We start from the raw sequence: 23443 nt of genomic DNA, 5'->3' as shown, positions 1-23443 counted from the left end.
GAGGTCTCTGCATCGGAACCTCGTGCAGTTTTTCGATTCAAAGCGACAGTTTATCCGGGCGAAAGTGCTCTGATTTTTCATTACTTTATTTTGTGGATTTTCAATGTCATCTAAAAAGACCCTCGCCCTGGCCCTGTGTGTAGCGATCACCGGTTGCGCACAGACCCCAAAAAACGATGCGGAAGGCACCAGCACTTGGTGGCCGTTCGGTTCCTCCGAAAAAGTCGCGGCCAAAGAGCCTGCTCCAGCCCCGTTGAAACCTGCCGCAACCGCGCCGGTTGCCAAGTCTGAAAGCAGCAACCCTTGGTACTGGCCGTTCGGTTCCGATGACGAAGCCGTCAAGGCTGACATGAAGGCCGAAGTCGCGCCTGAAGCGAAAAAACCGGTCGCCGTGGCCAAGGCTGATGCCGATTCGGGCGCTAAATGGTGGTGGCCGTTCGGCGCCAAGGACGATCAAACCCCTAAAGCCGTGCCGATGCCAGATCCGAAAGTAACCCAAGCCTGGCTCGACGATTACGAGCCGCGCCTGCGTGAAGCGGTCAAGGACAGCAACCTGCAACTTGAGCGCCGTGAAAACGTCTTGGTCGTTACCGCACCGGTAGAAGGTTCGTTCAACCCGGATCGCCCGGCAATGCTGTTGCCAGTCACCCTTGGCCCGTTCACTCGCGTGGCTAAAATCCTCGAAGCTGATCCGAAAACCGCTGTGCTGGTACTCGGTCACAGCGACACCAGTGGTTCCGCGCCAGCCAACGTCAAACTGAGCCAGGAACGTGCACAAGCCATCGCGGCGATTTTCCGCCTCAGCGGTTTGCAGCGTGATCGTCTGATGCTGCGCGGCATGGGTTCCGAAGCACCGCGTGCGGCCAACGACAGCGTTGAAGGTCGCGCCCTGAACCGTCGAGTCGAGATGCTGGTGACGCCGCAAAACACCATGGTTGCCCTGCTGAGCAAGTACAACATGCCAGCACCGAAACCCGTCACCATGGTGGCGGCGCAAGACGTCAAGCCAGTGGCTAAACCGGTAACTCCGGCTCCGGCCGCGAAGAAAGCCGCTGTACCGGCCACCAAAAAAGCCCCGGCGAAAAAAGCCGCTGCCAAGGCTCCGGCGAAAAAAGCCCCGGCCAAGGCACCGGCGAAGAAAACCACGCCAGCCAAAGCGTCGACCACCGACAAGAAAGTCGCGGCGACCGATACCACCAAAAAGTGATTCGCTAACGAAAGGAATGCGCCATGACCCAGGCTCTGGCAGATATGCGTCGTGATTACACCCGGGATGGTTTGTCCGAGGCGCAAGCCCCGGCCGAGCCGTTTGCGCTGTTCCACCAGTGGTTCGCCGACGCGGTGAAAACCGAGCAGGCACCGGTGGAAGCCAACGCCATGACCCTGGCCACGGTTGATACGGACGGCCGTCCGCATTGCCGCATTCTGCTGCTCAAGGGCCTGGACGCGCAGGGCTTTACCTTCTTCACCAATTACGAAAGTGCCAAGGGCCAGCATCTGGCGGCGAATCCGTTTGCCGCCATGACGTTCTTCTGGCCAACCCTAGAGCGCCAGGTGCGCATCGAAGGGCGCGTCGTGAAGGTCACGCCGGAAGAATCCGATGCGTATTATCAGGTGCGTCCGCTGGGCAGTCGCCTCGGTGCATGGGCGTCGCCGCAAAGCCGAGTGATCAACGGTCGTGGTGAGCTGGAAGACCTGCTCAAAGCGACTGAACAACGTTTCTCCGACAGCCAGCCAGATTGCCCGCAACACTGGGGCGGTTACCGCTTGCTGCCTGAGCGCATCGAATTCTGGCAGGGCCGTCCGAGCCGTCTGCACGATCGCCTCAACTACCGTCTGCAGACCGGCCAATGGTCTGTTGAACGTCTGGCACCTTAAGCAGTCTACCGAGCGAGATAGCTTGCCGCAGCGGCAATGAGCCACTGCGGTAGATCGCGGCGCTTGATCTTCTGCGCCCGAGCGCTCGCCAGTTGCTCGAGCATGTAGGCGCGTTTACCTTCATCCTTGCCGGCCAGCGACAGCGCCAGGTCGCGATCCATCCAGCGTTTGATCCGCACGTACAGCCACCCGTGGAAGTACAGCCCGGCGAGCGTGGTGGCGAAAATGATGAAGTAATCCATGAAAATCCTTGGGGGCGGTGGCGCAGAATCCGTAATTTGGCGCTACTGTAGGGCTCTAGAAGGAAACGTGCAGGCGTCTGTACCTCGCCTGAATGAAAGCAAATTTGTCCGGGCTGCGCCGTGACAGGCGTCAAGCAGCGGAGTTTAATGAATATATGTTCTTTTGGAGTTGATGCTATGCGTAAGTCTGTTCTGCTGGTTGCTTCCTTTTCCACGATGGCGATGTTGCTTACCGGCTGCCAATCGAGCCTGACCGGCGACTCCTACTCCCGTGACGAAGCGCGTCGCGTGCAGACGATTCGCATGGGCACCATCGAATCCCTGCGCCCGGTCAAAATCGAAGGCACCAAAACCCCGATCGGCGGCCTCGCCGGTGCAGCAGTCGGCGGCGTCGGCGGCAGCGCCATTGGCGGCGGCAAGGGCAGCATCGTTGCAGCGGTCATCGGTGCGGTGGCGGGCGGTTTGATTGGTTCGGCCACGGAAGAAGGTTTGACCCGTACTCAGGGTGTGGAAATCACCGTGCGTGAGGATGACGGCAGCATGCGCGCCTACGTGCAGCAGGTTCAGGAGAACGAAGTGTTCCGCGTTGGCGAGCGGGTACGAATTTCGACTGTTGGCGGGACGAGCCGCGTTTCGCACTAAGCGAAAGCGAGTCGTTGAAGAAAACCCCGATCAGGTGACTGGTCGGGGTTTTTCTTTATTGTGCTTCAACGTCCATTGCACGTCAGTTGGAAGGTGTACTTCGGATCGAAGACGTTCCTTCCCAGCAGTTTCTCCAGCGCGGCAAGCTGATCATTTGAAAGATCGTAACCCTCCCAGCCTTCCTGCTTACAAGACCAATTCATGATGGCAGCCAGGTTCTCGTCGCATCCGCTAGGCAGGTCTTCTTCAAAAACGAGAAACTCTGTTTTCCTATCGAATGCTTCAATCCTATAAATCATAAGAGACCATCACCAGACATCGCTGTAGTCAAAAGAGATCTGATAATCGTAAGTTTTGAAGACGATGCCATGTTGAAAATACGGCTGAATGATTGGAATCCATTCTTCGAAAACATTGAAACCGCCATTGTTTATGTTGTTTTCCACCGGTATTCCCAAGGCATTCAAAACGCCCTCATCATCGCCTAAATCCTTGGAATACTCTTCGCCTTCGCACAGATCAGTTTGCTTGTCGTACCACTCCAGCCTCAGTTTTAATCCCATCATCAACCTCACAAATATTTTTTTCTGATGCTTCTTTCATCTTTCGCATCTTCGCGTCGCTCTCCTGTAAAAGGGTCAAACGCGCCTAGGTGAGTTCCGTCACTTGCTCGGTAAACCTCCAACTCTCCGTGCATCGAGTCCCACTCGTAGATTTTTCTACCTTTCGGATCTTTCCACCGTTCCCGAAGTCCTCCGCCTCCTTGTATGGGATTCTTTTTCTGCACCTTTATCAGTCCGGGAAATGCAGTGATTTCCTCTGCTTTTGGCGGCCTATGATAACTATGCCCCGCGGACGGTAAGCCTTTACGTGATGATGTGCTGACTACGATGTATACCGGCCTAACACCCGAATTAGCCGGAAAAACCAAAATGAAATCCCGATACTCCGGCGGATAAACCGGATTAACCAGAATCCCGTCCGCCGCTTTCGTCGGTGGATACACCCAGATATGCGGCGCTTGCGGTGCAGCCTCCAGCGCCGGAATACCGAGAATGTCGGAGCCATCCACAGCAGGCGTCCAGATCAGTTCGACGCCTTCACCCAGATCCGCAATGAACTGGCTGCCGCGCGCGGTGAACTGCACGACATCAACCATTTCCCAATCACGATTCTTGCCGGTGTAGAAACCGTAACCTTTCAGACTGCCGTCGGCCTGTTGTTCGATTCTCAGCCGAACACGAGTTCGCGCCTGCTCAAGCCCGCGCAACTGCTCATCGGTATACAGCGCACTGTCGCCAAGACTCGATGGCATGAACAGCGCGACCAAACCCACCAAAGGCGCAACGGCCGCACTGGATACCACAGCGGGCAGGGCTTCAAACACCGAACCCGCCAACGCCAGACTGCCAAACCCGGCCGGAATGGCGGTTGCACCGATTTTCTTGAGCGGGACGCCGCCGCTATCATCAGCCTCACGCGCGCCCAGCAAAATCAGCTCACCGTAGTCCTTCAAACTGTCAGTCGGCACCATCCCCGAAGGATTGGCGTAATCGATGATCGCGTCCGGCAATTTGCAGGACTTGGCGAATACGCAGCCGGCCCGAACGACATCGTCCTTTTTCGCCGCCACTTCCCGACCACGCTCGAAAGCCTCTTGCCGGGCCAGCATGGCGTCGTAAGCATTTTGTCTGGCGTCGCGGTCAGCCAATTTACTGGCCGTCATGTAGCGTTAGGTGACGTGATGCCCGTCGCCTTGCGGTGGGTTGGGAACCCGGGGAATGTCCTTGTTGCCAGCCACTGATCGTCCTTTCGTTCATCCATCGACAGCCCCTCGCAAGGGACTGGGCAACGTTAACGAAGCAGGAAAATTGTGGCTGTAGGACGTGTCTTTAAAGAGGTGGGGATTAGTCGCTGTATATCAGTGTGGCGGGACTTGTGGCGAGGGGATTTATCCCCGTTGGACTGCGTAGCGGCCCCAAAAGAATGGGACTGCTACGCAGTCCATCGGGGATAAATCCCCTCGCCACAGGTGTTCTACGCAGGATTCGGTAATGTGTTTCGGCGACTCGCCGCCGCCGTCACCGCATAACCAATCAGCGCCGCCAGAATCGAGCCGGTCAGAATGCCCATTCGATCCATCCCGGCGTAGTCGCTCACGCCGGGTTCAAAGGCCAGCGAACCAACAAACAGGCTCATGGTGAAGCCGATCCCGCAGAGGATCGCCACGCCCATGACCTGGCCCCAGTTGGCGCCTTGGGGCAGGGCGGCGATGCCGACTTTGACGGCCAGCCAGGTGAGGCCGAAGACGCCGACGGTTTTGCCGAGCAGCAGGCCGACTGCAATGCCCATCGGCACGTCGTGGGTGAAGCTTTCGACGGTGACGCCGCTCAGCGACAGGCCGGCGTTGGCGAAAGCGAACAGCGGCAGGATGCCGTAGGCGACCCACGGATGTAGCGCATGTTCGAGGGTCAGCAGTGGCGACGGCTCGGCGTTTTTCGTGCGCAGCGGGATGCAGAAGGCCAGGGTCACGCCGGCCAGCGTCGCGTGGACACCGCTTTTGAGCACGCAGACCCAGAGGATCAGCCCGATGATCATGTACGGCCCGAGCTTGACCACCCCGAGTCGGTTCATCGCCACCAGCGACGCAATACACGCGGCCGCGAGGCCCAGCGACAGGGTCGACAGTTCGCCGGAGTAGAAGATCGCGATGATGACGATGGCGCCGAGGTCATCGATGATTGCCAGGGTCATCAGGAACAGCTTCAACGACACCGGTACGCGCTTGCCGAGCAGGGCCAGTACGCCGAGGGCGAAGGCGATGTCGGTGGCGGTCGGGATCGCCCAGCCGCTGAGGGCCGCAGGGTTGTCGCGGTTGAGGAACCAGTAGATCAGCGCCGGCACCAGCATGCCGCCGATGGCTGCGGCGCCGGGCAGGACGATTTGCGACGGCTTCGACAGCTGACCGTCGAGTACCTCGCGTTTCACTTCCAGGCCTATGAGCAGGAAAAACATCGCCATCAGGCCATCGTTGATCCACAGCAGCAGGGGTTTAGCGATTTTCAACGCACCGATCTGCGCCACCACGGGGGTGTCGAGCAGGCCGGTGTACAGCCACGACAGTGGCGAGTTGTTGATAATCAGAGCCAGGATGGCCGCGGCGATCAATAACAGACCGCTGGCAGCTTCCAACTGAAAGAAACGCGTGAAAGTGCTACGCAGAGGCAAGGTCGCTCTCCATCGAATCGTCAAAAAGGTGGAACACCCTAACCCGTACTGTTAGTTGTTAAAACAAAAGTTATATTCTTTTTTGTTATATGTCGTTACAGGCTCTCTGGCTCAAGCCACGGTGAGCCTAGCAGTTGCCTGACATATTGAGACTCAGCTGTATCTGTGCGGAATATAGGATTAATCCTAATCTGAGGTACGAACCTTTTCAGGAGGCCAATCTCCTGCCCGATTCAACGAGAACACAGACCATGAGCGACAACCGACAGTGGGCCCGCGAAGCCATCCGCATCATCGAAGCGGACTTCCAGCGCAGCGCCGACACCCATCTGATCCCCTTGCCGCTGCCGGGTTTTCCGGGCATCGAGCTGTACTTCAAGGATGAATCCAGTCATCCGACCGGCAGCCTCAAACATCGCCTGGCCCGTTCGTTGTTCCTTTATGCACTGTGTAACGGCTGGCTGAAACCCGGCGCGCCGGTGATCGAAGCGTCGAGCGGTTCGACGGCGATTTCCGAAGCGTATTTCGCTCGGATGCTCGGTTTGCCGTTCATTGCGGTGATGCCGGCGACCACCTCGAAAGAAAAAATCGCCCAGATCGAGTTCTATGGCGGCAAAAGCCATCTGGTAAAAGATCCGACGCAGATCTACGCCGAATCCGAGCGTCTGGCCCGAGAACACGATGGTCACTTCATCGACCAGTTCACCTACGCCGAGCGCGCCACCGACTGGCGCGCGAACAACAACATCGCTGAATCGATCTTCCAGCAGATGCGTTTCGAGACGCACCCGGAACCGAGCTGGCTGATTTCCAGCCCCGGCACCGGCGGCACCACCGCGACCCTCGGCCGTTACGTGCGCTATCGCCAGCATTGCACCCGCGTGTTGTGCGCCGATGCCGAGCGTTCAGTGTTCTTCGATTACTACCAGACTGGCGACGCGACTTTGCGTCTGGATTGCGGCTCGCGGATTGAAGGCATTGGCCGGCCACGGGTGGAAGCGTCGTTCCTGCCGAAGGTGATCGATGCGATGGTCAAAGTGCCGGACGCCTTGTCGCTGGCGGCCATGCATTATCTGGCGCAGCGTCTGGGCCGGCATGTTGGTGGGTCGAGCGGCACCAATCTGATCGGCGCGTTGATGGCGGCGCAGCAGATGAAAGCGGCGGGGGAGTCGGGGTCGATCGTGGCGATTTTGTGCGATGGCGGCGAGCGGTATGCCGACACGTATTACGATCAGGGTTGGCTGACGGCGCAGGGGTATGAGTTGAGTGGGTTGATTGAGGCGGTGGCGGCGAGTGCCGAGCGCGGTGAACCGCTGCCGACCTCAGTGCAACGCGCCAACATCTGACACACCGAAAACCAAATGTGGGAGCGGGCTTGCTCGCGAAGGCAGTGTGTCAGGCGATACATGTATCGACTGAAACGACGCTTTCGCGAGCAAGCCCGCTCCCACAGGGGTTTCGTGTTGTGTCAGTTAGTGCTGATTAGTCAGTCAGGCCGAGGATGTCGCGTGCCACGGCTTCTGCGATGCGAATCCCGTCCACACCCGCCGACAGAATCCCGCCCGCATAACCCGCGCCTTCACCCGCCGGGAACAAGCCCTTCACGTTCATGCTCTGCAGCGTTTCGTTACGCGTAATGCGCAGCGGCGACGAGGTGCGTGTCTCGATCCCGGTCAACACCGCATCGTGCAGCGAGTAACCGCGAATCTGCTTCTCGAACGCCGGCAAGGCTTCACGAATCGCTTCAATCGCAAATTCCGGCAATGCCAGGGACAGATCGCCCAGCGCCACGCCCGGTTTGTACGACGGCTCGACTTCGCCCAGTTCGGTCGAAGGAATGTCATTGATGAAGTCGCCAACCAGTTGCGCCGGCGCCTTGTAATCGCTGCCGCCAAGGATGAAGGCGTGAGATTCCAGGCGTTCCTGCAACTCGATCCCCGCCAGCGGGCCGCCCGGATAATCGACTTCCGGGGTGATGCCGACGACGATGCCGGAGTTGGCGTTGCGCTCGTTACGCGAGTACTGGCTCATGCCGTTGGTGACCACGCGGTTCGGCTCGGAAGTCGCCGCGACCACGGTGCCGCCCGGGCACATGCAGAAGCTGTAGACCGAACGGCCGTTCTTGGCGTGGTGCACCAGTTTGTAGTCGGCGGCACCGAGTTTCGGGTGGCCGGCGTACTTGCCCAGACGCGCGCGGTCAATCAGCGATTGCGGGTGTTCGATGCGGAAACCCACCGAGAACGGCTTGGCTTCCATGAACACGCCACGGCTGTGGAGCATGCGGAAAGTGTCGCGGGCGCTGTGGCCGAGGGCCAGAACCACGTGTTTCGAATGCAGGGTTTCGCCGCTGGCCAGTTCGACGCCGACCAGTTGGCCGTCTTCGATCAGCACGTCGGTGACGCGTTCCTGGAAGCGCACTTCGCCGCCCAGTTCGCGGATCTGCTCGCGCATGTTTTCAACCATGCCGGTCAGACGGAACGTACCGATGTGCGGCTTGCTGACGTAGAGGATTTCTTCCGGCGCGCCGGCCTTGACGAACTCGTGCAGGACTTTGCGGCCAAGGAACTTCGGATCCTTGATCTGGCTGTACAGCTTGCCGTCGGAGAACGTGCCCGCGCCGCCTTCACCGAACTGCACGTTGGATTCTGGATTGAGTACGCTTTTACGCCACAGGCCCCAAGTGTCCTTGGTGCGCTGACGGACTTCGGTGCCGCGTTCGAGGACGATCGGCTTGAAGCCCATTTGCGCCAGCAGCAGGCCGGCGAAGATGCCGCACGGGCCGAAACCGACAACGATCGGGCGCTGGTTCAGGTCGCTCGGCGCTTCGCCGACGAATTTGTAGCTGACATCCGGCGCCACGTTGACGTTACGGTCGTCGGCGAACTTGCCCAACACGTTGGCCTCGTCGCGAACTTCGAGGTCGATGGTGTAGATGAAGCACAGTTCGGAGGACTTTTTGCGCGCGTCGTAGCTGCGCTTGAACAAGGTGAAATCGAGCAAATCATCGCTGGCGATGCCCAGGCGCTGCACGATGGCAGGGCGCAGGTCTTCTTCGGGATGGTCGATTGGCAGCTTGAGTTCAGTGATTCGTAACATGGCGAGGATCCGGGTTCGCGGGGCGCACAACTGCGCCAGGGCGTTTGAAGGCCGCGATTATAAGCCGCAAAGGCCGGATCCGGTGAGGCTAAAACGCTCAGTCGTTGCGCGATCCGCCGAAATACCCGCAACCGCGCTGCACCTTGCCGTCGATACGCAACTCGGCGCTCATGTGCTGCACGCTGCCGGTGTTGCTGTCGATGCAGCGCTGCGGCGCGACCCACAATTCGATGCGCTGGTTATTGGCTTCGCTGCTGAGGTTGAAGCGGCCATCGCCCAATTGATCTTCAATGTATGGCACGGCGAGTGGCGGCTGGCCTTCACGGTCGATGACCATACCTTTGCCGCTGACCTTGACGTTCCACTCCGGGCCATGGCCGGCGGCACGCAGGATCAGCAGTTTGAAATTCGGATCATCACACGCGGTGCCGGAGCGCTCGACGCGATACAGCTGAGTCAGATCGAGGCGATCGCCGGAGACTTTGCCGCGAACATCGGCGAACAGCTTGCCTTGCTCGTCGGCGAGGGTGGCGGCTTCTTGCAGCACGCTGGTGCCGCCGATGTCGTTGACCACCAGTTGGCGCTGATCCTGACACGGCTGGAACACCAGTTTGCCCTCAGCGGCGGTCAGTTGCCCCTGCATCCGCGTTTGCCCGACGTGCGAGGCACTTTCACGCGGGCCATCGAACAACTGGCACGCCGCAAACAACGGCAGCAGGGCAACAAGGACTAACGAACGGGCAACACGCATCTTCGGCTCTCCAGACAAGTGTCGCCACGTTACGCAGCCTGTCAGTCAAATGCAAAAGATCGCAGCCTGCGGCAACTCCTACACCGAGTTACGCCGCCCGCCGACAAAATGCAAAACATCGCAACCCCGACACTCCCCTGTAGGAGCTGCCGAAGGCTGCGATCTCTTGATCTTACCCAACGTGAAACGTCTGCCCGGTCTGTAGCCCTTCAACACTCTTGGCGTAGGCCAACGCCACATCCGCCGCAGGAACCGGCTTGTAGCCACGGAAGTACGGCGCATATTTGCCCATCGCTTCCAGCAACACCGTCGGGCTGATCGAGTTAACGCGCAGGCCACGCGGCAACTCAGTGGCCGCTGCCCGCACAAAGCTGTCCAGCGCACCGTTGACCAGCGCTGCCGACGCACCGCTGCGAATCGGATCGTGGCTGAGTACGCCAGTAGTGAAGGTGAACGAGGCGCCATCGTTGGCGAATTCGCGGCCGATCAGCAGCAAATTCACTTGGCCCATCAACTTGTCCTTGAGGCCGAGGGCGAAGCTGTCTTCGCTCATCTCGCCCAGCGGGGCGAAGGTGACGTTGCCAGCGGCGCAGACCAGTGCGTCGAATTTGCCGGTCTGCTCGAACAGCTTGCGGATCGACGTGCTGTCACTGATATCCACATGGAAATCACCGCTGGTGCGGCCGATACGAATTACTTCGTGGCGTTGCGACAGTTCTTTGTCCACGGCCGAACCGATGGTGCCGCCAGCGCCTATCAACAGAATCTTCATCGAGCTGTACCTCAAGTGTGTGAACGAGGTTTCAGTCTAGAGTGGTTTTTTCTGTGGATAAGCGCACTAATAGGCAACCTTTGGTTTTCAAATGGAAACAATCCATGAGCGAAATGGATGATCTGGCGGCGTTCGCCGTGTTGATCGAAGCCGGCAGTTTCACCTTGGCGGCGCAGCAATTGGGCTGCAGCAAGGGGCAGTTGTCCAAACGCATTAGCCAGCTCGAAGCGCAGTTTTCCGTGGTGTTGCTGCAACGCACCACTCGACGCCTGAGCCTGACGGCGGCGGGCGCTGCGTTATTGCCGCAGGCGCAGGCGCTTGTAGTCCAGGTCGAAAAGGCGCGTCAGGCATTGGCGCGGTTGAAGGACGACATGGCCGGCCCCGTGCGTATGACGGTTCCGGTGTCGTTGGGGGAAACGTTTTTCGATGGATTGTTGCTGGAGTTTTCGCAGCAGTATCCCGAGGTGCAGATCGAGCTGGAGCTGAACAACAGCTACCGCGATCTGTCCCGCGATGGCTTTGATCTGGCGATCCGTTCAGAAGTGGCCAATGACGAACGACTGGTGGCCAAGCCGTTGCTGGCCTGGCAGGAAATGACCTGTGCAAGTCCCGCTTATCTGGATCGATTCGGCGAACCGTCGACGCCACAGGCGCTGGCCGAGCACCGTTGCTTGCTCAACAGCCACTACAGCGGTCGCGAAGAATGGCTGTATCACCAGCAGCACGAATTGTTGCGAGTACGCGTGTCGGGGCCGTTTGCCAGCAATCACTACAACTTGCTGAAAAAAGCCGCGCTCAGCGGCGCCGGTATCGCGCGATTGCCTTCCTATCTGCTGCAAGCGGAATTGGCTGACGGCCGATTGCGCTGGATCCTGCGCGATTATCAGACGCGGCGCATGCCGATGTACCTGGTGCATCCGTATCAGGGCGGGTTGCCGAAACGTACGCAAGTGTTGGCGGACTATCTGATTGGCTGGTTCAAACGCAGCGGCGAGGCGCTGGATCGACTCCAGCGTTAACGGTGATCCCCTGTAGGAGCTGCCGAAGGCTGCGATCTTTTGATCTTTCTTTTCAAGAGCAAAAGATCGCAGCCTTCGGCAGCTCGTACAGGGATTTTTGTTTAGCGGGAAAAACGGCGGGCGATCAGGTGGTCAATCGACAACTTGCCCGGCCCGGTTGCCATCAGGTATAGCAATACCGCCGCCCACGTACCGTGAGTCGGGTAAGCATCCGGGTATACAAACAGCTGAATGGTCAACGTCATCCCCAGCAATGCCATGGCCGAAAAGCGCGTAGCAAACCCAACCAGAATCAGCACCGGAAAGAAGTGCTCGGCAAACGCGGCCATGTGCGCGGCGATCTCCGGCGACAGCAGCGGCACGTGATATTCGCTGGTGAACAACGGAATGGTCGAATCGGCCAGACGCGGCCAGCCAAGCTGAAAGGTGCCGTCGATGAGGTCGATCGCCAGCCCCTCGACCTTGGTCTGCCCGGACTTCCAGAACACCGCCGCAATCGCGAAGCGCGCAATAAAAGCGATCAGGCTCTGGGGGATTCTCTCGAGCAGCGCAATGGCGCGAGTGATCAGGTTGTTCATGGCGTTACCTTATTGTTCAAGTGGGTGATGACGTTGCGCGCGATCAGCAAGGCCAGGGTCTGGCTGAGATCGAATTCAGGGCTGTTTTCGGCAGCTGCCAGCAGCGGCTGGCCGTTGATCAAATGGCGGATAAACACGCTGGCGCCGTGATCGATGGCGTACACCTCAACCTCCAGACCGTTGCGCAGGATCAGCGCGTGCTGGCCCTGATGGATTTCGATGCCTTCAAGTGACGGTTGTTGCTGATGTGCAGCCCAGATCGCAACCACGGCATAAGCCGAATGGAGGAGGTGCAGGGAGGGATGAAGCGTGAAGCACAGATCGCTCAAGCCTTGCGGGGCGGCGAGTGCTGCGGTGATCTGTTCTGGCCGTACGGGGTCGGCGTCGGCGGCGTGATAGGCCTGCGTGCGCAGATGCTCAAGGCGCGCGACATCGGCCAGATAAGGCACGCTCGATGCCGGTTCGAAGGTGTCGATAAAGTCCGCAAACGCTTCGCCATAGCGACTCATCAACGGACTCTGCGGCGGCTGCTGTTGTACGAAAGTGGCCGCCATGGCGCGGAAAAATTCCTCGCCGACCAGTTGCGCAACCACCGGATAACCGTCCGCCAGTGCGTTGATCAACGAGCTCTGCACATTGTTGCGGTACACCGCGAAACGACTAGCGGGATCGGCGCCGTTGCTGCTGCACAAACCGGCAGGGCAGGGCAGACGTACATCGAGCAGCGCGGCGCTGAATGCGCTGTGCGTGCTCATGGCCGACTCCCGGCGCACAGCAGCATTTCGTCTGCCTGCTGCGCTTCGGCCAGCAAGGTGTTGAATGAGGGCACCTGATTGTCCCGTTCGATCAAGGTTGCCATCGGCCCGATACGATCCAGCGTCTGCCAATACAAGGCCCAAACGGCCTGATCGATCGGCGCGCCGTGATCGTCAATCAGCAAGCGATCACCCAGGTTGTCGGAATCTTCGGCAAACCCGGCCAGATGAATCTCGCCAACCGCGTGCAGCGGCAGCGCATCGAGATACGCCAATGGATCACGGTGATGATTTACGCACGACACATAAACATTGTTGACGTCCAGCAACAGCCCACAGCCGCTGCGACGGATCACTTCGTGGATGAAGTCAGGCTCGTCGTACGTTGAGCGCTGAAACGCCAGATACGTCGCCGGGTTTTCCAGCAGCATTGGCCGTTTAAGGGTGTTTTGCACCTGATCGATGTGCGCGCAGACGCGGTTCAGCGTCGACTCGTCGTAAGCCAAAGGCAGCAGGTCATTGAGGAACACCGGGCCATGGCTCGACCAGGCCAGATGTTCGGAAAAGGAGTGTGGTTGATAGCGCTCAATCAGCTCGGCCAGACGTTGCAGGTGCTGAGTATCCAACGGCCCTTCGCTGCCGATGGACAGGCCGACGCCATGCAGCGACAGCGGATACTGTTCGCGAATCAAACCGAGAAAGTGATGAAACGGGCCGCCGGCCACCATGTAGTTTTCGGCGTGGACTTCGAAGAAACCGATGTCCGGTTGGGTGTCGAGCACTTCACGAAAGTGCCCGGTCTTGAGCCCCAGCCCCGCACGGGGCGGGAGCCCGGTGAGGGCTGCCTGAGTGCGGGGGAGGGCATGGTCGTCAGGTGTGAACATGATCGTCACTCAGGCAGGCCGTGAATCAGGACTTCGCTTTGAAAGCTTCCATCTGGCCGAAACCGGTCGGCGAGGTTTTGCTTTCAGTCTTGGCGCAGGTGCCTTTAGGGACGAGCTTCCAGGCGTTGGCCTGGTAGTCGGTTTTCGCGGTGCCAGCGCAGGTGGTGCCGGCGCCTGCAGCGCAATCGTTCTTGCCTTTCATGGCCACGCCGAAGCATTTTTCCATGTCATCGGCCGCATGGGCGGTGGAAACGGCAGCGATGCTCAGCGCAGAGCCGAGGGCCAGAACCAAAGCGGTAGCGGACAGGGTGCGGGTGGTAGCAGTCATGGTGTTTCTCCAGTTTCGGTCAGGGTTTTTACAAGCGTTTTTGCGCTTGCTTAACCCTCTAGAGAACGGTCATGGCGATGCGTTACAGCCCAACCGAAAATATTTTTCACGAACATGTAGGAGCTGCCGAAGATTTGATGATTGGAAGTAAGCCGGTTGTATTGATCGTGAATAGTTATAAGAAACTGTCATTTATTACAGTGTTATGAGTTCGTATTCTTGAGTAAATTGAAAGCTGGTGAGTTATTTAATAAGGAGAGAAATATGAAAAAGGCCGAGTTAGAAGAGTATCTAGAGGGAAAGATTAACGATAAGGCAAGGCTCATTCTCGATGAAGATATGGTTCATGACGGCGCCGCACTAGGGGAGATGCAATTCTATTTTTGCATGCGTCGAATATTAAACAAAAAGGCGAATCTTGAGGATGTCGGGACGCTGCGCGCGATGAATAACTTAATGCGCATGCTTGGGCTTTTGTCTCCGAAGGAAACGCTACGTTCTAAAATTGAGAAGTGACTGTTCTTGGAAAATATGCTGTATCTAATTAGATCTGCGCTCGTAAGTGTTTCCTATATGCGAGATAAAAGGTCGTTGGTCAGGGAATGAGGACGCGAATATGAGTGATGTAGAGAAAAAAGTTAAGGATTTGGTCAAAAATCAGTTGGGAGTGGAAAACTATCTGGTAACAGGTGAGGCCAGCTTTGTAGATGATTTAGGGGCGGACTCGTTGGATACAATTGAATTGATCATGGCGCTGGAAGCAGAGTTTGATATACAAATTCCGGATGACATCGCTGAGAATATTAAAACTGTGCAAGAAGCTGTGAACTATATAGAGCTGAATGTTTGATAAATCAGTTTCCTGTTATTGATATGTGGATTTTAAATGTTATGAATAAAAAACGGCCCGAAGGCCGTTTTTTTTTGTTGGGCGAATGCATCAACCGCCGAGGTACGCCTCGCGTACTTTCGGGTCGGTCAGCAGCGCTTCACCGGTGCCTTGCATGACCACACGGCCGTTCTCCAGAACGTACGCGCGATCAGCGATTTTCAGCGCCTGGTTGGCGTTCTGCTCGACCAGGAACACCGTTACACCGTCCTTGCGCAGCATTTCGATGATGTCGAAAATCTGCTGGATAATGATCGGTGCCAGGCCCAGCGACGGCTCGTCGAGCAGCAGCAGTTTTGGCTTGCTCATCAGCGCACGACCGATGGCGAGCATTTGCTGTTCGCCGCCGGACATGGTGCCGCCGCGCTGGTTGAAGCGTTCTTTCAGGCGTGGGAAAAGTCCGAGAACCTTGTCCATCTGTTCCTGATAGTCGCCCTTGTCGGTGAAGAAGCCGCCCATGGACAGGTTTTCTTCAACGGTCAGACGGGCAAACACCCGACGACCTTCCGGCACCACCGCGATGCTTTTGCGCATGATCTGCGACGAGTCCTGGCCGACCAGTTCCTCACCCATGTAACGGATGCTGCCGCTGTGCGCTTGCGGCGAACCGCACAGCGTCATCAGCAGCGTGGACTTGCCGGCACCGTTGGCGCCGATCAGGGTCACGATCTCGCCCTGACGGACTTCGACGTTGACGCTGTGCAGGGCCTGGATCTTGCCGTAGAAGGTGGAAACGTTTTCGAACTGCAGCATTTACGCTTCCCCCAGGTAGGCTTTGATCACTTCAGGATTGTCGCGGATCTGTTCCGGCGTGCCGTCAGCCAGAGGCGTGCCCTGGTTGATCACGACGATGTGGTCGGAAATGCTCATGACCAGTTTCATGTCGTGTTCGATCAACAGCACGGTGACGTTGTGCTCCTCACGCAGCACGCTGATCAGCGCCTTGAGGTCTTCGGTTTCCTTCGGGTTCAGGCCGGCGGCCGGTTCGTCGAGCATGAGGATCCGCGGACGGGTCATCATGCAGCGGGCGATTTCCAGACGACGTTGCTGACCGTAGGCCAAGGTGCCGGCGGTACGGTTGGCGAACTCCTTGAGGTTGACCTTTTCCAGCCAGTACTCGGCAAATTCCATGGCCTCGCGCTCGCTTTTGCGGAACGACGGGGTCTTGAACAGGCCGGCCAGAAAGTTCGTGTTCAGGTGACGGTGCTGGGCGATCAACAGGTTCTCGACCGCCGTCATGTCCTTGAACAGGCGCACGTTCTGGAAGGTGCGCACCACGCCTTTGAGGGCGATCTTGTGGCCCGGCAGGCCTTGAATCGGCTCGCCGTCGAGCAGGATGCTGCCACCGGTGGGCTGATAGAAACCGGTCAGGCAGTTGAACACGGTGGTCTTGCCCGCGCCGTTCGGCCCGATCAGTGCAACCACTTGTTTCTCTTTGACGGTCAGGGCCACGCCGTTGACCGCCAGCAAGCCGCCGAAGCGCATGCTCAGGTTCTCAACTTTTAAGATCTCGCGGCTCATTTTCGCAACTCCATGTGTGGGCGTTGCATCGGCAGCAGACCTTGTGGACGCCAGATCATCATCAACACCATCAGCGCACCGAACATCAACATGCGGTACTCGCTGAACTCACGCATCATTTCCGGCAACAGGATCATTACCACGGCGGCCAGAATCACACCCAACTGCGAACCCATACCGCCCAACACCACGATGGCGAGGATGATTGCCGACTCGATGAAGGTGAACGACTCCGGGGTTACCAGACCCTGACGGGCGGCGAAGAAGCTACCGGCGAAACCGGCGAATGCAGCGCCAAGTGTGAACGCCGACAGCTTGATGATCGTCGGATTCAGGCCCAGCGCACGGCAGGCGATCTCGTCTTCACGCAGCGCTTCCCACGCACGGCCGATCGGCATGCGCAGCAAACGGTTGATGACGAACAACGCCGCCAGCGCCAGCACCAGGGCAACCAGGTAGAGGAAAATCACCTTGTTGATCGAGTTGTATTGCAGGCCGAAATACTCGTGGAAGGTTTGCATGCCTTCCGCAGCCTTGCGTTCAAAGGTCAGGCCGAAGAACGTCGGTTTCTCGATGTTGCTGATGCCGTTCGGACCGCCAGTGATGTCGGTCAGGTTGCGCAGGAACAAACGGATGATCTCGCCGAAGCCGAGGGTCACGATCGCCAGATAGTCACCGCGCAAACGCAGCACCGGGAAGCCCAGCAGGAAGCCGAACGTCGCCGCCATCAGGCCGGCAATCGGCAGGCAGATCCAGAAGCTCAAGCCGTAGTAGTGCGACAGCAGCGCGTAGCTGTAGGCGCCGACGGCGTAGAAGCCGACGTAACCGAGGTCGAGCAGACCGGCCAGACCGACGACGATGTTCAGGCCGAGGCCGAGCATCACGTAGATCAGGATCAGCGTTGCGATATCCACTGCGCCACGCGAACCGAAGAACGGCCACACCAGTGCACCGATGATCAGCGCAATGATGAAGTAGCGTTGCGTGGTCGGCAGGGTCAGGAAGTTGCTGGCCTTGGCCGGGATCAATGGCATGCCCGGCGAGGATTTCCACGCCTTGCTGATCTGCTGGTTGAACAGCACCCGCAGGAACATCAGCACCGAACAGATGGCGATGGTCGCCAGAATCATCGGACTGGTGTTATGCACTTCGAGGTTGATGCCGACGATGGTCAGTTTCAGTCCGAGTACCGGGTAGGCCACAGCCCACACCAGCAAGGCACTGAACAGTGCCTGTTTAAGATTCCTAGTCATACTTTCTCAACCTCCGGACGGCCCAGAATGCCGGTCGGACGGAACAACAGCACCAGAACCAACAAGCCGAAAGCCACGACGTCCTTGTATTGGTCGCCGAAGATATCGGCGCCAAACGCTTCCGCCACCCCAAGCACCAACCCGCCGAGCATGGCGCCGGGGATGCTGCCGATGCCGCCGAGTACTGCTGCGGTGAAGGCTTTGAGGCCGACGAGGAAACCGGCGTTCGGGTTGATCACGCCATATTGCATGCTCAGCAGCACGGCCGCGATGGCCGCCAGCGCAGCACCAATGACGAAGGTCAGGGCGATGATGTTGTTGGTGTTGATGCCGAGCAGGTTGGCCATCTTGATGTCTTCGGCGCAGGCGCGGCAGGCGCGACCCAGGCGAGAACGGGAGATGAACAGCGTCAGGCCGAGCATGGCGATCAGCGTCACCACGAACACCACGATTTGCATGTAGGAAATCAGCACTTCATGTGCGCCACCTGGCCCGAAGGAAATGTTCCCGGGGATCAGGTTGGGGATGGATTTGTCCTTGGAGTCTTGCGCCAGCAGAACCGTGTTCTGCAGGAAGATCGACATACCGATGGCGGAAATCAGCGGGATCAGACGGTTGCTGCCGCGCAGGGGGCGGTAGGCGATCCGTTCGATGCTGTAACCGTAGGAACTGGTGACAACGATGCTCGCAATGAAGGCCGCGGTCATCAACAGCGGGACGTTGTCGATTCCCATCATGGCCAGCCCGGCGATGGCGATGAACGCCACGTAGGAACCGATCATGTACACCTCGCCGTGGGCGAAGTTGATCATTCCAATGATGCCGTAAACCATCGTATAGCCGATGGCAATCAGGGCATACGTGCTGCCAATGGTCAGACCATTAACCAGCTGCTGGAAGAAGTGATAGAGGTCAGGCATTACAACGCTCCTAAAAACCTGATACGCATTTCACTGGTGGAGTCATTTTCCCGCCCGGCCCCGTGGATCTATATCCACTTCGAATCCGGGTTTTGCCAGCGAACCGCTGATGACGGTTTTGAGATTTTCAGGTGGGGAGACTGGCGGATCACGCCAGCGCGGCCCATACATTCGTAAAACAAAGCCCACGGCACGCCGTGGGCTTTATTGGCAGTCAGTCAGGCAGCGCCTTACTGAGGGGATACTTCAGTTTTTGGTTTGCCGAAGTGCCACTCGTAAACCACAAATTTGAAGTCCTTCAGGTCGCCCTTGGCGTCGAAGCTCAGGTCGCCAGTCGGGGTTTTGAAGGTGCCAGCGTGAATGGCTTCAGCCACTTTGGCCGGGTCTTCGCTCTTGGCAGCGGTGATACCGCCGGCAATCACTTCAACAGCCGAGTAGGAAGGGAACACGAACGGGCCGCTCGGATCTTCTTTCTTCGCTTTGAATGCATCAGCCAGGGCGATGTTGGCCGGATCCTGGTCGAAGGATTTCGGCAGGGTTACCAGCAGACCTTCGGAAGCGTCTTTGGCGATCTGCGAAATCGAGTCGTTACCCACGCCTTCCGGACCCATGAACTTGGCTTTCAGGCCTTTTTCAGCCGATTGACGCAGGATCAGGCCCAGCTCCGGGTGGTAGCCGCCGTAGTAAACGAAGTCGACGTTGGCTTGCTTGAGCTTGGCGATGATCGAGGAGAAGTCCTTGTCGCCGGCGTTGACGCCTTCGAACACAGCAACTTTCACGCCTTTCTTCTCAAGGGTCGATTTGACGGCGGTGGCGATGCCTTCACCGTATTGCTGCTTGTCGTGTAGCACAGCAACGATTTTCGGTTTGACGTGATCGGCAATGTAGTTACCGGCGGCAGGGCCCTGGGCGCTGTCCAGACCGATGGTACGGAAGACCATTTTGTAACCACGGGCGGTGATGTCCGGGCTGGTGGCAGCCGGGGTGATCATGATCACGCCTTCGTCTTCGTAGATGTCCGAAGCCGGTTGAGTGGAGCTGGAGCACAGGTGACCGACCACGAACTTGACGCCGTCGTTGACGACCTTGTTCGCTACCGCTACTGCTTGTTTCGGATCGCAGGCATCGTCGTATTCAACGGCTTCGAGTTTCTTGCCGTCGACGCCGCCCTTGGCGTTGATTTGTTCGATGGCCATTTTCGCGCCACTGAACTGCATGTCGCCGTATTGGGCTACTGGACCGGTCTTAGGGCCGGCGATACCGATTTTGATGGTGTCAGCTGCGAACGAATGGCTGGCAACCCCGGCCAGAACCATTGCGGCAAACAGTTTGGAAATCTGCTTAGTAGCCTTAGTCATAGTGCTCCACTCTTACTGTTGTATTTTTTTTTGAGTTCTGGCGCCGTAGCAGCAGAACCGGGTCAGATATCTTTGCGATACCCTCCGGAAATGCCCCCGGCAACTGTACCGGTACAGTGTAGAGCGCCGGTTGTTAGCCTGGGAAGCGGGCGCCGAGGGGCAAAACCTGAGGGTGTCGCTTTTTTGAATGAAAAAGACAGAATTGCGGCGGGGCGTTCGTGGGGTTATGCCCCAATCAACAGCATTCCTTGGCTTTCCTGCTCTTTTCGTTCGGTACAGCCTTTTGCAACCGGGTTTTGCTGGCGGATCACCGACGTTATTATTCGCGTCGATTTCTTTTCCGGACAGTTCCCATGAATCAAGAACCTAGCACCCTCTATGCCAAGCTGCTTGGTGAAACCGCATCTATTACCTGGAAAGAGTTGGAGCCGTTCTTCGCCAAGGGTGCCCTATTGTGGGTCGAACCGGCGCTGGATCTGATCGCTGCCGCCGAGGCCGTGGCGTCGGATGAAGGCGAGAAAGTCGCCGCCTGGCTGGCCGAAGACAGACTCGCCAAGCTGTCTGAAACGCGGGCGCTGGATCTTTTCGAACGCGATCCGCAGCTGTGGGCAGTGGTGGTTTCGCCGTGGATTCTGATCCAGGAAAGGGCGGGTTCTGCCGACGTTGCACCTTGATGGTGCGTCCGCTGGTCGGCGAAAAGTGTGTAGCGGAGTAGCGTGATGGCACGTTGCCGTGAAGAAAGGCCACAAGCGAGGGTGGCATCACGGTGACGTAAACGTAATGGGAACAGTTGAGAGAGCAGCCTTTGGGCTGCTTAATTGTTTCTGGATGTTGGAATGGCTGAAATATTCAGTGAATTTGAGGGCCTCTTCGCGAGCAAGCCCGCTCCCACAGTGTCCGAGTGAACACAAATATTGTGAACACCACAAAACCTGTGGGAGCGGGCTTGCTCGCGAATGGGGCGCCTCGGTTCCGGATCAGACCGAGAAAGACTTCCCGGTATGGTTATTCAGCGAAATAACCTTGGTCTTTCCAATCCGGTGACGATAAATCTCGCGCAAATACTTGATCGACTTCTTCACACAATCGCGCGACAACCGAATGTCATTGATCGAAACAAACTTGTCTTTGTCGTTGATCAGCTCGCGGTACTTCTTCTCGTACATCGGTTTGATCGCGTACCAGTTGGTGTCGAGGATCTTCGCCGGGTTCTCGAATTCGTTTAGCAAATCGTCGATGCGATCTTCGTCGAATTCTTCATTAATGATGAAGTCGAGGATCGAGTTGTCCAGCGTCTCATCGAAACGGTACGGCGTCTTGGCGAAGCAGCGTTTGATGAACGCGACGATCAAGGTCAGGAAGTCGTCCGACAGGCACGGGCTCTTCGCAATCAATGTGGTCAGCGACAGGTTGGCCGAGGCGCCGATCACCAGCGCATAACGCTTGAGCGTGGTGTTGGGGAACAGGCTGTTGAGGTGAGTCTTCAACCGGTTCAGATCCATGTACGACAGCTTGTAATCCTTGGGCAGCGAAACGATCGAGACCACCGACGAGCAGTTCTTGAAGAAGTGCAGGTCGTGCAACGCGGCGGCGTCGTAGCCGGAATTCTTGTACTGCTCCAGCGAAGCGCGATAACGCTTGGATTCAATCGGCAGCAGGCTGATGCCTTCGATCGCTTGCGTGACCTTGTTGAAGTGCGGCAGGTCGATCGAGCGGAAGAACAGATCGTCGATGTTCAGGCGCTGCGGCTCTTTATCGAACACCTTGAATTTGTCGCTGCTCGGCGGCGGAGTTTCCGGCACCACCGATTCGGCGTAGGCAATCGCCACCGGGCCGGCCAGACTCATGAACAGGTCGTTGGCATCCAGGCGAATGGTCTCACCGATGTCGATGCCGGCGCGGCGGAAATAGTTCTGATCGTAGTCAGTCGTCACCGCCTGCGCCGTCAGAATGTTGAAGATTTGCTGCGAGATGTATTGGTTGGCGTGCTTTTCCATCGCATTGACATCAATGTTCTGGATGTTGCCGTCATCGCTCTCTTCGGCGTAACGCATGATGTCGTTGGAGATCAGCATCATCGCGTTCCATGGGCGGATACGGCCCATGACGCTGGCTTCGCTGCTGTCTTCGTTGGCGAAGTTGTAGGAGAAATCCCATTCTTCCGAAAGGTATTTGCACAGCAGGCGTCCGGCGTTGATGTGCAGCGCCTCGGACATTTCGCTGCGGTGATCGGAAATATTCGGCAGCACGCAGATGCCGCTGGTGAAGATCGGTTCGAACACGAACGAATGACCGCTTTTGCCGTCATGCTCGTCCATCGGTTTGGTGTCGAACGTCTTGTTCATGTACGAGTGCTGCTGGGCCAGACCGAATTCCGAAGCCATGCCGGAACCGGTACCGCCGCCGGCACTGAAAATCGAGAAATACAGACGTGACTGGTTGGCTTTGATGCCGCAGCTGTCGATCAGGTACGAGTGGATCATTTTCCAGTCAGGGCTGGAGAAACGCTGGGTGTCCTTGTTGAGGATGATCTTCGCCAGGTACTGGCCGAGGATCGGCGCGTTACCGGCGCCACCGGCGTGGACTTCGGACAAGTCCATGATCTTCATTTTGCTGTAGTCGCGCAGGAAGCCGCTTTTTTCGCCCTTGCGCGAGAAACGAATGCGCCCGGCGATGTCCTTGTCGAGGTCGCCGAGCATCACCAGCGGCTCGACCAGAAACACCGGTTTGCTCGCTTTGCTGTTGCCGATGCGCAGGTTGTTCTTGATCCACTGCGCCGGGCTGTAGCCTTTTTCGGTGGCGCGTCGGTCATTCGACGGGCGATCTTCGTTGTTGAATTCGTTGAGGTAAAACTTGCGCGCGTTGTACACCAGCTCCGCCACGTCGAGGGCGATGTTCGAGCCGCAGCGACCGAGGCCGATCAGGCACACCGACGGGAATTCCTGATCGTTGTGCTGTTCGTTATCGCCTTCCAGGTGCGGCGGGCGCGGGAACACCATGTCGCGCAGACCGTCGAGGTTGTCGAGGATGCGGTCGGTATTGGTTTCGGTGAAGTACAGGTATTGCTGGGTTGACAGCGGGCGCGAGGGAACCAGCGGTTTGGGCGATGACGGGCTGTTGGCGGCGGGGCTCGGATTCAGATCGGAGACCGCGGTGGCGGTATTGTTTTTAGAAGTCATTGGGCGCCATTTACCTGGTACTGGGTTGGTTCGCAGACCAATGTCAGCGAACCTCACGGAATAAGAGCTCGCGTCTTGTTTGCGCGAATTTGGCCCGGGCGTCAGGGACTTGGCCTGACGGTCGCTCGGGGGAATCCTTTCCTGATCGCT

Annotated in this window: 25 protein-coding genes and 1 pseudogene; 8 read left to right on the top strand and 18 right to left on the bottom strand. The window is 57.9% G+C overall.

Annotation, left to right across the window (positions count from 1 at the left end; genetic code table 11):
- Window positions 1-103: 103 nt before the first annotated feature.
- Window positions 104-1207, top strand: a complete 1104-nt coding sequence (locus KFS80_RS15910; RefSeq protein WP_212545291.1) for an OmpA family protein — start codon at window positions 104-106, stop codon at window positions 1205-1207.
- Window positions 1208-1230: 23 nt separating this feature from the next.
- Entirely contained in the window at window positions 1231-1878 is a 648-nt protein-coding gene (gene pdxH / locus KFS80_RS15905) for a pyridoxamine 5'-phosphate oxidase (protein ID WP_212545290.1), read from the top strand.
- Between the two features lie 5 nt (window positions 1879-1883).
- On the opposite strand, the gene KFS80_RS15900 is transcribed toward pdxH, so the two are convergent.
- Window positions 1884-2120 carry a hypothetical protein gene (locus KFS80_RS15900; protein WP_212545289.1) on the bottom strand — a complete coding sequence of 79 codons (237 nt, stop codon included), beginning with the start codon at window positions 2118-2120 and terminating at the stop codon, window positions 1884-1886.
- 177 nt (window positions 2121-2297) lie between these two features.
- Here KFS80_RS15900 and KFS80_RS15895 point away from each other — a divergent pair, with 177 nt between their 5' ends.
- The gene (locus KFS80_RS15895) at window positions 2298-2762 is read left to right on the top strand and encodes an outer membrane lipoprotein (protein ID WP_007918566.1); all 465 of its coding nucleotides are present in this window, start codon (window positions 2298-2300) and stop codon (window positions 2760-2762) included.
- A gap of 65 nt (window positions 2763-2827) precedes the next feature.
- Here KFS80_RS15895 and KFS80_RS15890 read toward each other — a convergent pair whose 3' ends face one another.
- The 4 genes and pseudogenes from KFS80_RS15890 to nhaA all read right to left on the bottom strand — a co-directional run bounded on the left by KFS80_RS15890 (window position 2828) and on the right by nhaA (window position 5990).
- On the bottom strand, window positions 2828-3061 hold the full coding sequence (locus tag KFS80_RS15890) for a DUF7683 domain-containing protein (RefSeq protein WP_212545288.1): 234 nt from the start codon (window positions 3059-3061) through the stop codon (window positions 2828-2830).
- A 9-nt stretch (window positions 3062-3070) separates the two neighbouring features.
- A complete protein-coding gene (locus KFS80_RS15885) occupies window positions 3071-3325 on the bottom strand; it encodes a colicin E3-like toxin immunity protein (RefSeq protein ID WP_212545287.1) in 255 nt (84 codons plus the stop codon).
- 8 nt (window positions 3326-3333) lie between these two features.
- A pseudogene (locus tag KFS80_RS15880) lies at window positions 3334-4563 on the bottom strand (S-type pyocin domain-containing protein).
- Between the two features lie 236 nt (window positions 4564-4799).
- Window positions 4800-5990 carry a Na+/H+ antiporter NhaA gene (gene nhaA, locus KFS80_RS15875; RefSeq protein WP_053117820.1) on the bottom strand — a complete coding sequence of 397 codons (1191 nt, stop codon included), beginning with the start codon at window positions 5988-5990 and terminating at the stop codon, window positions 4800-4802.
- 251 nt (window positions 5991-6241) lie between these two features.
- On the opposite strand from nhaA, the gene KFS80_RS15870 reads away from it, so the two are divergent.
- Complete coding sequence (locus tag KFS80_RS15870; protein ID WP_212545286.1) at window positions 6242-7336, top strand: PLP-dependent cysteine synthase family protein; 1095 nt, start codon at window positions 6242-6244, stop codon at window positions 7334-7336.
- A 136-nt stretch (window positions 7337-7472) separates the two neighbouring features.
- Here the strand turns inward: KFS80_RS15870 and KFS80_RS15865 are convergent, their stop codons facing one another.
- From KFS80_RS15865 to KFS80_RS15855, 3 genes are all read right to left on the bottom strand, one after another.
- Window positions 7473-9086 (bottom strand): NAD(P)/FAD-dependent oxidoreductase, encoded by a 1614-nt coding sequence (locus KFS80_RS15865; RefSeq protein WP_212545285.1) that lies wholly within the window; start codon window positions 9084-9086, stop codon window positions 7473-7475.
- 97 nt (window positions 9087-9183) lie between these two features.
- Entirely contained in the window at window positions 9184-9837 is a 654-nt protein-coding gene (locus KFS80_RS15860) for a COG3650 family protein (protein ID WP_212545284.1), read from the bottom strand.
- A gap of 172 nt (window positions 9838-10009) precedes the next feature.
- The gene (locus KFS80_RS15855) at window positions 10010-10609 is read right to left on the bottom strand and encodes a short chain dehydrogenase (RefSeq protein WP_053117827.1); all 600 of its coding nucleotides are present in this window, start codon (window positions 10607-10609) and stop codon (window positions 10010-10012) included.
- 104 nt (window positions 10610-10713) lie between these two features.
- Between KFS80_RS15855 and KFS80_RS15850 the strand changes: the two genes are divergently transcribed.
- The gene (locus KFS80_RS15850) at window positions 10714-11628 is read left to right on the top strand and encodes a LysR family transcriptional regulator (RefSeq protein ID WP_212545283.1); all 915 of its coding nucleotides are present in this window, start codon (window positions 10714-10716) and stop codon (window positions 11626-11628) included.
- 101 nt (window positions 11629-11729) lie between these two features.
- Here KFS80_RS15850 and KFS80_RS15845 read toward each other — a convergent pair whose 3' ends face one another.
- Genes KFS80_RS15845 through KFS80_RS15830 form a run of 4 tightly spaced genes read right to left on the bottom strand, consistent with a single transcriptional unit; the run spans window position 11730 to window position 14173 of the window.
- The gene (locus KFS80_RS15845; protein ID WP_212545282.1) at window positions 11730-12206 is read right to left on the bottom strand and encodes a DoxX family protein; all 477 of its coding nucleotides are present in this window, start codon (window positions 12204-12206) and stop codon (window positions 11730-11732) included.
- Window positions 12203-12961 (bottom strand): HvfC/BufC N-terminal domain-containing protein, encoded by a 759-nt coding sequence (locus KFS80_RS15840; RefSeq protein WP_212545281.1) that lies wholly within the window; start codon window positions 12959-12961, stop codon window positions 12203-12205. Before KFS80_RS15840 ends, KFS80_RS15845 begins: the two co-directional genes overlap by 4 nt.
- A complete protein-coding gene (gene bufB, locus KFS80_RS15835) occupies window positions 12958-13845 on the bottom strand; it encodes an MNIO family bufferin maturase (protein ID WP_212545280.1) in 888 nt (295 codons plus the stop codon). Before bufB ends, KFS80_RS15840 begins: the two co-directional genes overlap by 4 nt.
- 25 nt (window positions 13846-13870) lie before the next feature.
- A complete protein-coding gene (locus tag KFS80_RS15830; RefSeq protein ID WP_053117837.1) occupies window positions 13871-14173 on the bottom strand; it encodes a BufA1 family periplasmic bufferin-type metallophore in 303 nt (100 codons plus the stop codon).
- 264 nt (window positions 14174-14437) lie between these two features.
- Here KFS80_RS15830 and KFS80_RS15825 point away from each other — a divergent pair, with 264 nt between their 5' ends.
- On the top strand, window positions 14438-14689 hold the full coding sequence (locus KFS80_RS15825) for a hypothetical protein (RefSeq protein WP_212545279.1): 252 nt from the start codon (window positions 14438-14440) through the stop codon (window positions 14687-14689).
- Between the two features lie 100 nt (window positions 14690-14789).
- Window positions 14790-15023, top strand: a complete 234-nt coding sequence (locus KFS80_RS15820) for an acyl carrier protein (protein WP_212545278.1) — start codon at window positions 14790-14792, stop codon at window positions 15021-15023.
- Between the two features lie 90 nt (window positions 15024-15113).
- Here KFS80_RS15820 and KFS80_RS15815 read toward each other — a convergent pair whose 3' ends face one another.
- The 5 genes from KFS80_RS15815 to KFS80_RS15795 form a co-directional block, all read right to left on the bottom strand.
- Entirely contained in the window at window positions 15114-15815 is a 702-nt protein-coding gene (locus KFS80_RS15815) for an ABC transporter ATP-binding protein (protein ID WP_008082262.1), read from the bottom strand.
- Entirely contained in the window at window positions 15816-16583 is a 768-nt protein-coding gene (livG, locus tag KFS80_RS15810; protein ID WP_034154995.1) for a high-affinity branched-chain amino acid ABC transporter ATP-binding protein LivG, read from the bottom strand.
- Complete coding sequence (locus tag KFS80_RS15805; RefSeq protein WP_008082257.1) at window positions 16580-17836, bottom strand: high-affinity branched-chain amino acid ABC transporter permease LivM; 1257 nt, start codon at window positions 17834-17836, stop codon at window positions 16580-16582. Before KFS80_RS15805 ends, livG begins: the two co-directional genes overlap by 4 nt.
- Complete coding sequence (gene livH / locus KFS80_RS15800) at window positions 17833-18756, bottom strand: high-affinity branched-chain amino acid ABC transporter permease LivH (RefSeq protein WP_008082254.1); 924 nt, start codon at window positions 18754-18756, stop codon at window positions 17833-17835. Before livH ends, KFS80_RS15805 begins: the two co-directional genes overlap by 4 nt.
- Window positions 18757-18986: 230 nt before the next feature.
- The gene (locus tag KFS80_RS15795) at window positions 18987-20114 is read right to left on the bottom strand and encodes a branched-chain amino acid ABC transporter substrate-binding protein (protein ID WP_053117839.1); all 1128 of its coding nucleotides are present in this window, start codon (window positions 20112-20114) and stop codon (window positions 18987-18989) included.
- Between the two features lie 353 nt (window positions 20115-20467).
- On the opposite strand from KFS80_RS15795, the gene KFS80_RS15790 reads away from it, so the two are divergent.
- The gene (locus KFS80_RS15790; protein WP_212545277.1) at window positions 20468-20788 is read left to right on the top strand and encodes a DUF2288 domain-containing protein; all 321 of its coding nucleotides are present in this window, start codon (window positions 20468-20470) and stop codon (window positions 20786-20788) included.
- A 303-nt stretch (window positions 20789-21091) separates the two neighbouring features.
- On the opposite strand, the gene KFS80_RS15785 is transcribed toward KFS80_RS15790, so the two are convergent.
- A complete protein-coding gene (locus KFS80_RS15785; protein ID WP_053117842.1) occupies window positions 21092-23293 on the bottom strand; it encodes a hypothetical protein in 2202 nt (733 codons plus the stop codon).
- Window positions 23294-23443: the final 150 nt, after the last annotated feature.

It is taken from the genome of Pseudomonas rustica (assembly GCF_018336155.1).
In the GTDB taxonomy this organism is placed as follows: Bacteria; Pseudomonadota; Gammaproteobacteria; order Pseudomonadales; family Pseudomonadaceae; genus Aquipseudomonas; species Aquipseudomonas rustica.
The sequence above is the reverse complement of the archived record's forward strand: the minus strand, read 5'-3'. Positions and strand labels throughout refer to the sequence as shown.

Excerpts from the sequence above, each read along its gene's own strand:
- KFS80_RS15910 (WP_212545291.1), top strand. The coding sequence starts at position 104 with ATGTCATCTAAAAAGACCCTCGCCCTGGCCCTGTGTGTAGCGATCACC.
- pdxH (WP_212545290.1), top strand. The coding sequence starts at position 1,231 with ATGACCCAGGCTCTGGCAGATATGCGTCGTGATTACACCCGGGATGGT.
- KFS80_RS15900 (WP_212545289.1), bottom strand. The coding sequence starts at position 2,120 with ATGGATTACTTCATCATTTTCGCCACCACGCTCGCCGGGCTGTACTTC.
- KFS80_RS15895 (WP_007918566.1), top strand. The coding sequence starts at position 2,298 with ATGCGTAAGTCTGTTCTGCTGGTTGCTTCCTTTTCCACGATGGCGATG.
- KFS80_RS15890 (WP_212545288.1), bottom strand. The coding sequence starts at position 3,061 with ATGATTTATAGGATTGAAGCATTCGATAGGAAAACAGAGTTTCTCGTT.
- KFS80_RS15885 (WP_212545287.1), bottom strand. The coding sequence starts at position 3,325 with ATGGGATTAAAACTGAGGCTGGAGTGGTACGACAAGCAAACTGATCTG.
- KFS80_RS15870 (WP_212545286.1), top strand. The coding sequence starts at position 6,242 with ATGAGCGACAACCGACAGTGGGCCCGCGAAGCCATCCGCATCATCGAA.
- KFS80_RS15865 (WP_212545285.1), bottom strand. The coding sequence starts at position 9,086 with ATGTTACGAATCACTGAACTCAAGCTGCCAATCGACCATCCCGAAGAA.
- KFS80_RS15860 (WP_212545284.1), bottom strand. The coding sequence starts at position 9,837 with ATGCGTGTTGCCCGTTCGTTAGTCCTTGTTGCCCTGCTGCCGTTGTTT.
- KFS80_RS15855 (WP_053117827.1), bottom strand. The coding sequence starts at position 10,609 with ATGAAGATTCTGTTGATAGGCGCTGGCGGCACCATCGGTTCGGCCGTG.
- KFS80_RS15850 (WP_212545283.1), top strand. The coding sequence starts at position 10,714 with ATGAGCGAAATGGATGATCTGGCGGCGTTCGCCGTGTTGATCGAAGCC.
- KFS80_RS15845 (WP_212545282.1), bottom strand. The coding sequence starts at position 12,206 with ATGAACAACCTGATCACTCGCGCCATTGCGCTGCTCGAGAGAATCCCC.
- KFS80_RS15840 (WP_212545281.1), bottom strand. The coding sequence starts at position 12,961 with ATGAGCACGCACAGCGCATTCAGCGCCGCGCTGCTCGATGTACGTCTG.
- bufB (WP_212545280.1), bottom strand. The coding sequence starts at position 13,845 with ATGTTCACACCTGACGACCATGCCCTCCCCCGCACTCAGGCAGCCCTC.
- KFS80_RS15830 (WP_053117837.1), bottom strand. The coding sequence starts at position 14,173 with ATGACTGCTACCACCCGCACCCTGTCCGCTACCGCTTTGGTTCTGGCC.
- KFS80_RS15825 (WP_212545279.1), top strand. The coding sequence starts at position 14,438 with ATGAAAAAGGCCGAGTTAGAAGAGTATCTAGAGGGAAAGATTAACGAT.
- KFS80_RS15820 (WP_212545278.1), top strand. The coding sequence starts at position 14,790 with ATGAGTGATGTAGAGAAAAAAGTTAAGGATTTGGTCAAAAATCAGTTG.
- KFS80_RS15815 (WP_008082262.1), bottom strand. The coding sequence starts at position 15,815 with ATGCTGCAGTTCGAAAACGTTTCCACCTTCTACGGCAAGATCCAGGCC.
- livG (WP_034154995.1), bottom strand. The coding sequence starts at position 16,583 with ATGAGCCGCGAGATCTTAAAAGTTGAGAACCTGAGCATGCGCTTCGGC.
- KFS80_RS15805 (WP_008082257.1), bottom strand. The coding sequence starts at position 17,836 with ATGACTAGGAATCTTAAACAGGCACTGTTCAGTGCCTTGCTGGTGTGG.
- livH (WP_008082254.1), bottom strand. The coding sequence starts at position 18,756 with ATGCCTGACCTCTATCACTTCTTCCAGCAGCTGGTTAATGGTCTGACC.
- KFS80_RS15795 (WP_053117839.1), bottom strand. The coding sequence starts at position 20,114 with ATGACTAAGGCTACTAAGCAGATTTCCAAACTGTTTGCCGCAATGGTT.
- KFS80_RS15790 (WP_212545277.1), top strand. The coding sequence starts at position 20,468 with ATGAATCAAGAACCTAGCACCCTCTATGCCAAGCTGCTTGGTGAAACC.
- KFS80_RS15785 (WP_053117842.1), bottom strand. The coding sequence starts at position 23,293 with ATGACTTCTAAAAACAATACCGCCACCGCGGTCTCCGATCTGAATCCG.